This is a genomic window from Cellvibrio sp. ATLC23 (assembly GCF_057196725.1).
In genome coordinates this window covers 62,847-74,442 of record NZ_JBXUOS010000002.1, presented here as the reverse complement: position 1 = coordinate 74,442, position 11,596 = coordinate 62,847, and the positions used below count along the sequence as shown (strand labels likewise).

The window sequence follows — 11,596 nt, the reverse complement described above, 5'->3', positions numbered from 1 at the left end:
AGCCCCTATAACTTTATTCCTCAAGGAAATTTACATGTCTTTTAAATCGATTTATGCATCTTGCATTGGCTTGGCTTTGAGTCTTTTGTGTTTAGGTGCAAACGCCAATCTTATCGTGAATGGCGGTTTTGAGGATAACAATGTTGCTACAGGTACTTGGGCCTATTTTTCATCTGCAGCGGTCAATGGCTGGGAAGGCGATAATATTGAAATTTGGGACAATTATGGTGGTGTGATCGCGGCTGAAGGTACTCAATACTCAGAGCTTAATGCGCATCCGTTTAAAGGTTCTGTGTTTTCCATCTTCCAAAACTTCTCTACTGTTGTTGGCCAAACTTACGATGTGTCATTCCTTTACCGGGCGCGCGTGAACAACAACGAGCAGTTCTATTTCAACGTCGGTACTCTTTCTGCACTGTTGAATGATCATGTAGTGGGTAGTTGGAAGCAGTACACCGGTAGTTTTGTTGCTACCAATAGCACCAGCAAAATCACCTTCACTACCTACAACGCGGGTACTTTAGGTAACTTCTTGGACAATGTGGTAGTTACTGCAAAAGCCAATGTAGTTGAATCTAGCCCGTTGGTAATGCTGCTGATTGGTTTAACCGGCTTGGTGTTGATCAGAAAGAAAAATATTCGCAAATAAGTTTCGTAAAAAGTTCATTCTAAAAGGCGACCTGTTTCTACAGGTCGCCTTTTTTGTTTCAAGGTCGTTTGTTTTTAATACTCAAGTTCAATTGCCGCGATACATTTTATTTGTCCACTGGAAAGTGAGAATTAAAGCGAAATAGAGCTAAATTTGATCAGCGCGGAAATTGTTTTATCGCCTGTTCCAATTGCACTAAATGTTCGGTGCGATTTTGATAAGCAATTTGTTCAAACAGTTCGGCGATGTTGATTAACCCGGTTTTAAATTGCGGTTCGCTGTAGAGCACGCGCTGGATAAAATCGCGCAGTGTTTCGCCGGCTTTGCGTTGGTAACCCAGCTGGGTGAGTTTGTGTTCCAGTTTTTTAACAGCGCGAGTTTCCGGGCGCAGCTCGGTGTTTTGGTTGTTGCGCAGCAATGCCCACGCAAATAGTGCCGCGCCGACCAACCCCAAACCAATCAGCCAGAGGGTGATGCGCCAAGGTTCGCTGCCGCCGAGCAGGCGCGATAGCAAACCCTCTTGCGCGTCGGTGTCGTAATTCAGTACCCAGCGCTGCCAAGTGTAGTTGGCAGCGTCCCAGCGCAGCTGCAGTTGGTATAGCAGTTGCGATGATTGCCAGGCATTGGCAATCAACTCCTGATCACTTTCTCCTAATGCTTCATTCATGCCTTGTTCGATACGGTTGGGCGCAACGGCGGCGGTGGGGTCAATCATTTGCCAGCCTTTGCCGTCGATCCACACTTCAGTCCAGGCATGGGCATCGGATTGACTGACCAGCAGGTAGTTCTCTACCGGATTCCAGCGCCCACCCTGATAGCCAACGACTACCCGCGCCGGTATGCCTGCCGCACGCAGCAAAAAGCTAAAGCTGCTGGCAAAGTGCTCGCAGAAGCCACGTTTGCTGACCAGCAAAAACTCATCGACCGAGTGTTCGCCCAGCAGTGGCGGTTGCAAGGTGTAGGTAAATTCGCGATTAAACAGCGCTAAGGCCCGAGCAACTATTTGCTCATCAACCAGATTTTGGCTGCGCCAACTGTCGGCCAGTGCGCGAGTTTGTGGATTGCGGTCGCGCGGCAGGCGGGTGTAAAAGTCGCGCTGCATTTTGTTGAGTTGCGGTGGTTCTGGCCAGTCGATTTGCAGTGCCGAGGTCACTTTATAGCGCATGCGCTGAGCAACAGGTATGCGGTTCAGCAAGAGTGAATCGGCGGTGATGCGGATGGAGTTACTGGGGTTGTTCACGCGCTGCGGGGTCATCAAACTGAAGAGCCAAGGTTGGCCGTGGGGTTCGACAATAATGCTGTAGTCGATGGGTTCGCGTTTGATACCGGCGTCATCCGATGGGTTGCGCGGTTGTACCCCCCAACTATCGCGCATGCGCCAGGTGCGGCCATCAAAGCTATCCAATACCAAGCCGCGCCAGTAAAGCTGATTGGCGGTGGGTGGTTGGTCACTAAATTCCACTCGGAAAGCCGGTGCTCGGTTGAGCGCGAGATTGCCCAAATCGCCGGGGGAGAGGCTATCGCTAAAACCGGTTTTGGCTGTTTGTTGGGTGGGGAGCGCCCACAGGGGCCCAAGGCGTGGAATCACCACAAATAACACCAGCATGATAGGCAGTGCATGTAACAGGATCATCGCTCCGCGTTTAAGGCGCAGGCCGGTTGTTTGTGAGTGAGTGAGGTAGAGCGAGCGCCAACTGGCGAGCAACAGTACCACGCAAAGAATCGCGTAGGCAGCAGCTTGCGGGCTTTGGTTAAACAGGAATTGGGTGGCGGTAATGATAAAGCCGATAAACACCAGCAATTGGGCGTCGCGTGCGGAGTTGACTTCCAGCAGTTTGAGCGAGAAGGCGCAGACCAGCAAACCCACCATGGCTTCGGTGCCGGTTTTGCCCGCATAGCTGGCGAACAAGCCGCCGGCGCAAATCAGCGCTAGTACCGTTTTAACCAAGCTGCCGGGCGCGCCCCAGCGGCCGCGAAACATCTGTGTGCGCCACAGGGCGGTAATCGCCCACACCAGCCAGAGCCAGAGGGGCAGGCTGAACAGCAGGGGCAAAATTAGCAGGGCTTGCATGACCAACAGCCAGGCGAGTTTGTCCCGCGCGAGGTATTCGGTCTGCGGTTTGCGCAGGGGCTGGGTTTTGAGCCGCTTAGCGAACATGGCTCTGCTCCCGGCGCTGATCGCGCGGCAGATTAAATTCGGCCAGTGCCGCCAATACCGCTTGCTGGTGGTGTTCACCTAATGCTGGTGCGAGCTCCAGTCCGGGCAGGCGCAAGCCGTAGGGAATTTGCCGTCGCTCGTATTCCAGCGCCCAGTAACACAGGCCAGACAAACGCAGCTCTTGTGTTTGGTTGAGGCCGTTCCAGTCGAGCCATTTTTCTGCTGAAAAGTAGGCTTCGTACTCTTTGGTAAACAGACCTTTGTCCTGCGCGAATTGTTTCCAGGCGATGTGTTTGATCGGATCGCCCGCTTGATAATCGCGCAGGCCGCTAAAATCATCGCCGCCGCGCTGACTGGTACCACCTTCTTCGCGGCCATCGCTGGCTTGGGCTTGGGGTTCATCGCAACTGATGGGGGTGGGGTAGATAAGTGCGGTTGCATCCAGATTGAGCCAGGTCCAGCAGCGGATAATGCCGAGGGGAAAACGGCTCTGCACCAGCAATCGCCCGGGCCGTAAGTAACCGCGCTGCGCACTTTGCGCCCGCACTATAACCTGCTGTGGCTCTGCCTGATTGAGGGTGATGACTTGAGTTTCACCGCCCGGCCAGCGCAGTTCCAGATTGTCGCAACCGGATTTGTGGGTGCAGTTGAGTTCCAGCATGAAACTGGCTGGATCACCGGCAAACGCTGGACGCGCGCCAACAAAGCGGACAGTGATACCGGCGAGGTTGGCAAAGGCGTGGAGAATACTGACCACAAAAATGCTGACCAACAAATAGCTCAGCCCCAGAATCAGGTTGTTCTGGTAGTTGGTGCCCAGTAGCCAAATCACCAGGGTGACCCCCAAATACAACAGGCCGGTGAAGTTGGGAAAGGTATAGAGATTTTTGCGGGTGAGTTGCACTTGGCGCGCGCGTGGCGAGCGCTGGTCGATCCAACGATAAAAGCGTCGCTCCCAGTTTGCACGCCAGCCCGCGAGATACCTGCTCATGGCTTAGCCCAGTACGTTTACGCTGTCGCGCAGGTGTTTTACCAGCGGTTCCCAATCCTGATTGTGCCCACGGCCGCGCACCCGGTGGCCAACTACGGCGGGCAGCACGGTTTGCACATCTTCCGGTACCAGATACTCGCGGTTGTGAATCAGCGCCCAGGCTTTGGCAGCGCGCAACAATGCCAGTGCGCCTCGGGGCGATAAGCCATAGGCAAATTGGCTATCGCTGCGGGTAAAGGCAATCAAGCGTTGTATATAGTCGAGTAATGCATCGCTGGCTTTGATTTGATGTACTGCCTGTTGAATGGCGGCAAGCTGCTCGTGGGTCACAATAGGCGTGAGCTGGCGGATGCGCGCGCGCGGATCGACACCTTCAAACAGCATGCGTTCGGATGCAGGGCTGGGGTAGCCGAGAGAGATACGCATTAAAAAACGGTCAAGTTGCGATTCCGGCAGCGGAAACGTCCCGCTTTGGGATAAAGGGTTTTGCGTCGCTATCACAAAAAACGGCTTGGGCAGCGGGCGACTTTTACCTTCAATCGTTACCTGTCCTTCTTCCATCGCCTCTAACAAAGCGCTCTGGGTTTTGGGCGAGCTGCGGTTGATTTCGTCGGCCAATAACACCTGGGTAAATACCGGGCCTGGGTGGAATTTAAATACACCCTGTTCGCGCTCAAAAATGGCTACGCCGAGAATATCGGCAGGCAGTAAATCGCTGGTGAACTGCACCCGCTCAAATTTCAAACCGAGTACTTTGGCGAGGCAGTGGGCGAGGGTGGTTTTGCCCATGCCGGGCAGATCTTCGATGAGCAGATGGCCTTCGGCGAATAGGCAGGCAAGTGACAAACGCACCTGTTGATCCTTACCTAAAACAATTTGATCGACTTGTTCAATAATGGTGTTAATCAGTGACTGCATGGATAACCCTGATAATCGATAAGTTCAGCTGGGAGCATAACGCAGAGGAATATTGAGCGGGGATTAAGAATCGCAAAGTCAGCGCCAGTTCGCTTGCGCTGGCGTGTTAATAGGCCGCAACTACACAATTGCGCCCTTGCTGTTTGGCCTGGTAAACCGCTTTGTCCGCGCGGATAAACCATTCTTCCAATGTTTCATCGGGAAGTAGTTCGGCGCAGCCAAAGGAGGCTGTTAGTGCACCATCCGGATCGTTGAGCTCAATCTCGATTTGCACGCGCAGTTGTTCGGCAATGATCAGTGCATCGGAAATGACAGTATTGCGCGCAATCACCACAAACTCCTCGCCGCCAAAGCGAAAGACCCGATCGGTTTTGCGTATGCGTTTGCTGAGCAAATTGGCCAGCTCTACTAAAACTACATCGCCGGTGTTGTGGCCGAATTTATCGTTTACCATTTTGAAAAAGTCGAGATCTAGCACAATTAAGGTAACGGGAGTTTGTTTCCGGGCAAAGTCCGCCATACTCAAACGCATCTCTTCATCCATCGCGCGGCGGTTGCCCAGCCCGGTAAGGGCATCTTGCGTGGCTATGTTTTGCAGCAGAAGCTGTTGGCGATGTGTGAGCAATGCAAAAACATAAGCCATGCTGCCGCACATTAGCAGTGAAGCAATCATGGCAAAAGCTTCGGTTGTGTTGTTGAGATGCAGTGCAATTGGCAAGATAGCCGCGATAGTGAATGAGTTGGCAATCAAGCCCGCCTTGGCGCTTAATAAAAAAAAGTTGGCGATTAACGCCGGAAATAGCCAAAACACGAAGATAGGTTCATTCAGGTGGGCCACTGCAACCGCACCTGAGGAGTAAAGCAGGGCGGTGATATTGGATATTAACTGCGTTGCTTGGCTGCGTCTGTAGGTATAAATAGCACTGCTTAGTGCAACTATCACTATAGCTAGGTCTACTATTGCATTGGCTACCTCGCCATTAAGGTAGCGGATCACGCAAAAAGGCGCGATCAGCAGGCTGGCGAGAATAGCAAATAGATACACCATTCCACGCTGGAACTTGTTTTTTAAGTCGGTCAGCATAATGCCGGCGAGCTCTCCCGTTTCAATTTTTTTTACAGTACTCAACCGGCACCGCTTTTTATAGTTCACAGCATAGCCGTTAATTGGCAGTTTTGCGCAATACTAATTCAAGGAAACGCCATGCGCTTTTTCGATAGTCACTGCCATTTTGATTTTGCTGAGTTTAATGCAGATCGCGCTGCGCTCTGGCAGGCTTGCCGGGGGTTGGGGGTGGCTCATTTGGTAATGCCCGGCGTGACGCCTGAGCAGTGGCAGACTGCAGCGCAATTATGTGGCCAATATGAGGGATTATATTATGCAGTGGGCATACATCCACATTGGGTTGAACAGCAGCGGTGGTTTGTTAGAAATGCCGCAGGTTTACTTGATGCACCGACCCAGAAAAAAATCCTCGCGTTGATGCATGGCTCATTATTGCAATCCTATCGCAAAGGCAGAACTCATTGTGTAGCGATTGGTGAGTGCGGGTTGGATAAACGCATCGCCACACCTATGGCCCTGCAAGAGCAATTGCTCAACATCCATATTGATATGGCAAATCAATACGATAAACCGCTGATTGTTCACTGTGTTCACGCGCACAATGAAATGATCGCCTTGCTCAAAAAAAATAAACCGCACTCAGGTGGTGTGATCCACGCTTTTAGCGGCAGTTATGACATTGCGCAGCAGTATGTTGGATTTGGGTTCTATCTTGGTGTGGGCGGCACGATTACTTATGAACGCGCGCAGAAAACCCGCGCAGCGGTAACAAAAATTCCACTGGAATATTTGCTATTGGAAACCGATGCACCAGATATGCCCTTGCAGGGAAAACAGGGGCAGCGCAATAGCCCCGAATATATCCCGCAGGTGGCGCAAGTATTGGCAGATCTGCGCGGTACTAGTATTGATGAGATTGCGGTAGCTACCAGCCGCAATGCGATGGGTTTATTTCACCGCAGTTAAAATGGCAGGGGGTTGATTAGAGGCGCGCACACAGTTGCGCCCTTGGGCTTTTGCCACATAGAGCGCTTTGTCGGCGCGCGCGATAAAATCTGTAGGTGATTCTTGTTGCAACATTTGCGCAACGCCAAAACTGGCGGTAACTCGCAATGCCTTAGGCCACTCATTTTCCTCGATGCAGCGACGTAACTTTTCCGCCAAGCCCGATGCTTTTTCCAGCGTCGTATCAGGGCAGGCCAAAACAAACTCTTCACCACCCCAACGGGCCAGTAAATCCTGTGAGCGAGTGTTTTCACTTAAAGATTGCGCAAAAGCCAGCAATACTTGATCGCCAACATTGTGGCCGTAGGTATCGTTAATTTTTTTAAAATGATCGATATCAATAAAAATCAGCGACAGCAGAGATGTTGAATCTGTGCTCCAATTTTGTTTAAAAATCGGTGCCAAACCATCGCGATTTAATACACCGGTCAGCGGGTCACGGGTCAAACGATCTTCCAATTGGCGATGCTCTTTGTTGAGCAGTGCGTTAAGTGCTTCCAATTGTTTTTGACGCTGCAAATTGGTGTTGAGCTCTTTTTTGGTTTTCAGTAATGTGCCTACAAAAAATGCCACTGCCAATAAGGTCCAAATACATAAAAGGCTTAAATACAATGTGCGGTCATTAATATATTTACCGCTGATTTCTACTCGATCAATAATCATTTGGTATTTCCCCGGCTTGGCTCCTTCACCGGTAGATATTTGTACCCCGCGCACATCATTAAATTCTGGTCCCCAGTAATCAGGCGCAATTTTCCCTTGGCTCAGCCACCAGGTGGGCACTTGCATATGGTGCATTTGGATGATTTGCGGAAAACGTTCGTGAGTATCAAATAATTCAATTGCGTTATATTTGAGGGTGTTTGGATCATCTGCTGTTGAGTAGGCCGGGTTAAAATTAATTAGCTGAAAGCGTATGCCAAAGTTTTGTGGCGTGCTGTATTTGGCCCAGAGTGTGGCTTGGTGATAATTGGTCATATCCTTTCCGTTGCCCTTGTCATCAATCAGAATAAAGCTGATTTCACAGTAAGGCCAAGGGTAGTCTGATTGAATCATGTCGCAATCAAGGATAAATTTTTCGGCATCTTGGGTTAATGTGGCAACGGATTTTCCACCATTGCCCCGGTCATCAATGACTTCTACGTGATAGTCAGTTCCAGGTTCTAATGACAATACTTTTTGCGGCCCATACGCCTGAAAGGCGAGGGCTACAAAGGTAACAATAATGAGTAATCCAAGCAGCCTTGCTTTTAAAATATCGTGCTGGATAGTCATGATAGGTGCGGTTGATTTATTAAGTCACCGTAAGTAAAGCACAGTTTTTGTTTGGCTAACAGAAACTTGTGGAGCTCTTGCTGTGCTTATAACTTCTGAAGGTAATTTACTGCAAGTTCAGAAGAAAACTTGCAGTAATAAAGCGTTTCATTTTGTCTATTTGACTTTATCGCTCAGGTTTTTATAAATGCTATCGACTAATCCATTACTGTCGGTATCGTGAGGTAATTGCCAAAACATCATGCCACCCAGTTTGTGTATTTGCACATAACGAGCTTTTTCAGCGAGCGAGCGCTGGTCATCAAAGGTGGCAAATACTTTAGTTTTTGGATTGTAAGCGCTGGGTGCTTTTGCTACGTCATCCCAGTGGTAGATATAACCATCTGCGGGATTAAAGCGGGTGGAAAATTCTTTGAAACCAGCGCCCTCGATATGTACACCGGGTTGATACAAACCATGATTAGTCGCAGCAACCTGCTCCCATACCCGTGCATAAAACGCGGTGCCGATAATAATTTTTTCTGGCGTTACACCTTTGCGCAATAAAAATTGGACGGCGTTATCGGTGGAATCTTTTTGTTCTGCAGTGGAATAGAGTGCGGTGTGGTGGCCGGTGTGCGGCGTTGCGCCATTGACTATGTCGTAGGTCATCAGGTTGACATTATCCAGCAGCGGCATGATCGTATCCCAGTCAACTGCCGTTTCTAAAAACGTATCGAAACCGCCTGCAGCAAAACTCAATTCGTATTGATTGCCAAATGCTGTGCGCAATTCCTGAATCAGCGCGGTGAAGTTAGCACGGTCGTGTGCTGCGAATTTATGGCCGGGAAAACCGGCAATGGTGGGGTATTCCCAATCCAGATCTATACCATCCGCTTGGTACTCTTTGATAATCGCAAGTGTAGATTTGGCAAAAGCCTGGCGATTTTCCGCAGTATTAAAAATGTCAGAGCAAGTCTCACAACCGCCCCAGCCACCGAGCGACAGCATAACTTTTAAATGAGGGTATTGTTGTTTTAACGCGACTAAACGCTGTAGCGCTTGCTTGTCTTGGTCGCCATCAAACGATAATTCATTGCCATTCAAATGCAAAAAACTATAGATGATATGCGTCATTTGGTTGAAGTTGTAGCGCTGTAAATCCGAGCCATCGCCCATGTAGTAGGCAATAATTTTGCTGGGTGATCGATTTTCTTCAATAGACGATTGTGCGGTTTGCGGTGCACTGCACGCGCTGAGCAGAAAAGCAAAAACAACTGCGCTAAAGGTGGAGATAAACAGTTTCATAAACATCCCTCGGTGGACAATCTAATGATTTATCAAAGGCGAGAGCTGCGGCGTGTGGTGGTAAAAGTTTGCTGTTATGCAGCAATTATTGTGGAATGTATTCTAAGCGCAAAACTCTCGCATAAGTGTTTTGGTATGAGTAAAGATTCTTAAAGTTGACACTTGCCCTTATAATTGCCGCCCATTCCTGTGTTCGAGTATATCGGTGTGATGAGTCGCGATGATCTTGGTGGTGTAACCCTCGCTGAATTAATGGCTGCTAATAATTGGCAGCAGCAGTATCGACTGATTATTCGGTGGGGCAAATTGATCCAGCCAAAACCGGCAATACGGGTGCCTGAAAATCTGATTAAAGGTTGCGAACTGCCGGTGTGGTTGGTGCATGAGCAAGAGGGCGAGCAACACTATTTTGCGTTTGATTCTGATAGCAGTGTGATGAATGGGTTGACGGCGCTGTTGTTGGTGCAGCTTAATGGTAAACCGGCGGCGCAAATTGCGCTGCTGGACTGGCCCTCCACACTGGCTGAGTTGGGTTTTGATAAACACCTCACACCCTCGCGCAATAATGGTTTTAAACGGATTATGGAGCGAGCTTTAGCGCTGGCTACTGATTAGGTTGTTATTGTTCAGCTGCGTCTTTTTGTTTATTCAAATAGCGCTCAATCGCTTTTGTTGCGGCAATAAATCCAAACGTGCCAGTAACCATCACACTTGAACCAAAACCTCCGGCACAATCTAATTTCACTCCATCGGCCAGTGTTTGTTTATCCATACACACGGAGCCGTCAGGTTGTGGGTAAACCATCTGCTCGGTTGAATAAACGGCATCGACGCGGAATTTGCGGTTTTTATCGCGCGCAAAATTGTGGTGGCGATATAACTGGGTGCGCACCTTGGCGAGCATGGGGTCGCTGATTGAACGGCCTAAATCATCCACTGTTACTGCTTGCGGGTTGCGTTTGCCGCCCGATGAACCGACGGTAATCAAACGCACTTTGATCGCTAAACAATAGGCAACCAACCGCGCTTTTAAATGCGCGGCATCAATCGCATCAATCACCACATGATGCTGTTTTCCTACCAGCGTTTTCATATTGTGTTCATCGATAAAATCGTCGATGGAATGAATAATCAACTCGGGGTTGATATCGCGCAAGCGCTCGCTGATCACCTGATTTTTTGAGCGCCCAATATTGGATTTCAGTGCATGGGACTGGCGATTAGTATTGGTCACACACACCTCGTCCATCTCAATCAGCGTCAGCTCACCGACGCCGGAACGAGCCAGCGCTTCGGCCACCCAAGTCCCCACCCCGCCCAAACCTATCACCACAAAGTGAGCGTTGGTCAGTGCCGCTAGCGCATCCTCCCCATAGAGCCGGGCGATACCGCTAAAACGCTGTAAGTAGTCGGGGGTTATTGGTCTGGTCATAAGCTAAATGTCGTAAAAAAATGGTATGAGGCAAGGAGGGCGCTTTTTAACGGAGATACGGCCTGAGTGCAAGGCCGCAAAAAGGTAATTTTGGCGTGCTCTGCTACACTCAAATGGCATTAGGGAATCAATCAGGCGTGTTTAGTGATGAGTGTTCAATGAATAGAATGGCTATGGCAACTGCGTATCTTATTGATGATGACAGCATTACCCTCGAGTTAATGAGCGGTATTGTGGAGCCCATAGGGGTGGAACCTGTGTGTTTTAGCAGTGCTGAAGCTTTTCTTGAGTCGTATTCCCCGCGCCCCTGCGAATGCGTAATTACCGATATGCGCATGCCAGGTGTAAGTGGCCTGCAATTGCATAAGGTATTGCAGCAACGCTATTCGGTGCCGCCACCGCTAATTATTGTGACTGGATATGCCGAGGTGAGTGCCGCGGTAGAGGCGATGAAACAGGGTGCCTTCGATTTTGTTGAAAAGCCTATTAATGGCCATCAGTTTCTGGAAAAGTTACAGGCTGCGCTTGCACTGAGCCGCCAGCTGCATCAGCAGCGTTTGCAGCTAGCCACCCGCGAGGCGCGCATTGCGCTGTTAACTCCCAAAGAGCAGGAAGTGCTGCAAGCGGTGCTCGATGGTCTGCCCAGTAAAGATATCGCCAGTAAACTTAATCTGAGTGTGCGCACGGTAGAGAACCACCGCGCGCGCATTATGGAAAAGCTGCGCGTCAATTCTGCCATGGAGCTGATGCGCGATTTTATGCTGCCAGCAGCCAGGCGTTAGCCTTAGCTACCATCAGCCAGTCTTATGGTCTGT

The 11,596-nt window shown here is 49.9% G+C and carries 11 protein-coding genes; 4 read left to right on the top strand and 7 right to left on the bottom strand.

Annotation, left to right across the window (positions count from 1 at the left end):
- Window positions 1–34: 34 nt before the first annotated feature.
- Window positions 35–649, top strand: coding sequence for a carbohydrate binding domain-containing protein (locus AC2CG4_RS03350; RefSeq protein ID WP_484484918.1), 615 nt, complete (start codon window positions 35–37; stop codon window positions 647–649).
- A 157-nt stretch (window positions 650–806) separates the two neighbouring features.
- Here AC2CG4_RS03350 and AC2CG4_RS03345 read toward each other — a convergent pair whose 3' ends face one another.
- The 4 genes from AC2CG4_RS03345 to AC2CG4_RS03330 form a co-directional block, all read right to left on the bottom strand.
- Complete coding sequence (locus AC2CG4_RS03345) at window positions 807–2,807, bottom strand: transglutaminase TgpA family protein (RefSeq protein ID WP_484484917.1); 2,001 nt, start codon at window positions 2,805–2,807, stop codon at window positions 807–809.
- Entirely contained in the window at window positions 2,797–3,798 is a 1,002-nt protein-coding gene (locus AC2CG4_RS03340; protein ID WP_484484916.1) for a DUF58 domain-containing protein, read from the bottom strand. Before AC2CG4_RS03340 ends, AC2CG4_RS03345 begins: the two co-directional genes overlap by 11 nt.
- A gap of 3 nt (window positions 3,799–3,801) precedes the next feature.
- Window positions 3,802–4,716 (bottom strand): AAA family ATPase, encoded by a 915-nt coding sequence (locus AC2CG4_RS03335; RefSeq protein WP_484484915.1) that lies wholly within the window; start codon window positions 4,714–4,716, stop codon window positions 3,802–3,804.
- Window positions 4,717–4,822: 106 nt separating this feature from the next.
- Window positions 4,823–5,845 (bottom strand): GGDEF domain-containing protein, encoded by a 1,023-nt coding sequence (locus AC2CG4_RS03330; protein ID WP_484484914.1) that lies wholly within the window; start codon window positions 5,843–5,845, stop codon window positions 4,823–4,825.
- A gap of 75 nt (window positions 5,846–5,920) precedes the next feature.
- Between AC2CG4_RS03330 and AC2CG4_RS03325 the strand changes: the two genes are divergently transcribed.
- Window positions 5,921–6,748, top strand: a complete 828-nt coding sequence (locus tag AC2CG4_RS03325; RefSeq protein ID WP_484484913.1) for a TatD family hydrolase — start codon at window positions 5,921–5,923, stop codon at window positions 6,746–6,748.
- Here AC2CG4_RS03325 and AC2CG4_RS03320 read toward each other — a convergent pair.
- Together AC2CG4_RS03320 and AC2CG4_RS03315 are read right to left on the bottom strand one after the other, a co-directional pair.
- Window positions 6,731–8,062, bottom strand: coding sequence for a GGDEF domain-containing protein (locus AC2CG4_RS03320; protein WP_484484912.1), 1,332 nt, complete (start codon window positions 8,060–8,062; stop codon window positions 6,731–6,733). The two genes, AC2CG4_RS03325 and AC2CG4_RS03320, sit on opposite strands and share 18 nt — an antisense overlap.
- A 156-nt stretch (window positions 8,063–8,218) precedes the next feature.
- Window positions 8,219–9,349: a glycoside hydrolase family 18 protein gene (locus AC2CG4_RS03315; RefSeq protein WP_484484911.1), complete on the bottom strand. Its 1,131-nt coding sequence runs from the start codon at window positions 9,347–9,349 to the stop codon at window positions 8,219–8,221.
- A 189-nt stretch (window positions 9,350–9,538) separates the two neighbouring features.
- On the opposite strand from AC2CG4_RS03315, the gene AC2CG4_RS03310 reads away from it, so the two are divergent.
- Window positions 9,539–9,964: a SufE family protein gene (locus AC2CG4_RS03310; protein ID WP_484484910.1), complete on the top strand. Its 426-nt coding sequence runs from the start codon at window positions 9,539–9,541 to the stop codon at window positions 9,962–9,964.
- A gap of 4 nt (window positions 9,965–9,968) precedes the next feature.
- On the opposite strand, the gene tcdA is transcribed toward AC2CG4_RS03310, so the two are convergent.
- Window positions 9,969–10,781: a tRNA cyclic N6-threonylcarbamoyladenosine(37) synthase TcdA gene (tcdA, locus tag AC2CG4_RS03305; RefSeq protein ID WP_484484909.1), complete on the bottom strand. Its 813-nt coding sequence runs from the start codon at window positions 10,779–10,781 to the stop codon at window positions 9,969–9,971.
- A gap of 158 nt (window positions 10,782–10,939) precedes the next feature.
- Between tcdA and AC2CG4_RS03300 the strand changes: the two genes are divergently transcribed.
- Window positions 10,940–11,563, top strand: a complete 624-nt coding sequence (locus tag AC2CG4_RS03300) for a response regulator transcription factor (protein WP_484484908.1) — start codon at window positions 10,940–10,942, stop codon at window positions 11,561–11,563.
- The last annotated feature ends 33 nt before the right edge of the window (window positions 11,564–11,596 follow it).

What these genes read in the sequence shown, in the direction of transcription:
- AC2CG4_RS03350 (WP_484484918.1), top strand. Translation starts at nt 35, where the DNA reads ATGTCTTTTAAATCGATTTATGCATCTTGCATTGGCTTGGCTTTGAGT.
- AC2CG4_RS03345 (WP_484484917.1), bottom strand. Translation starts at nt 2,807, where the DNA reads ATGTTCGCTAAGCGGCTCAAAACCCAGCCCCTGCGCAAACCGCAGACC.
- AC2CG4_RS03340 (WP_484484916.1), bottom strand. Translation starts at nt 3,798, where the DNA reads ATGAGCAGGTATCTCGCGGGCTGGCGTGCAAACTGGGAGCGACGCTTT.
- AC2CG4_RS03335 (WP_484484915.1), bottom strand. Translation starts at nt 4,716, where the DNA reads ATGCAGTCACTGATTAACACCATTATTGAACAAGTCGATCAAATTGTT.
- AC2CG4_RS03325 (WP_484484913.1), top strand. Translation starts at nt 5,921, where the DNA reads ATGCGCTTTTTCGATAGTCACTGCCATTTTGATTTTGCTGAGTTTAAT.
- AC2CG4_RS03320 (WP_484484912.1), bottom strand. Translation starts at nt 8,062, where the DNA reads ATGACTATCCAGCACGATATTTTAAAAGCAAGGCTGCTTGGATTACTC.
- AC2CG4_RS03315 (WP_484484911.1), bottom strand. Translation starts at nt 9,349, where the DNA reads ATGAAACTGTTTATCTCCACCTTTAGCGCAGTTGTTTTTGCTTTTCTG.
- tcdA (WP_484484909.1), bottom strand. Translation starts at nt 10,781, where the DNA reads ATGACCAGACCAATAACCCCCGACTACTTACAGCGTTTTAGCGGTATC.
- AC2CG4_RS03300 (WP_484484908.1), top strand. Translation starts at nt 10,940, where the DNA reads ATGAATAGAATGGCTATGGCAACTGCGTATCTTATTGATGATGACAGC.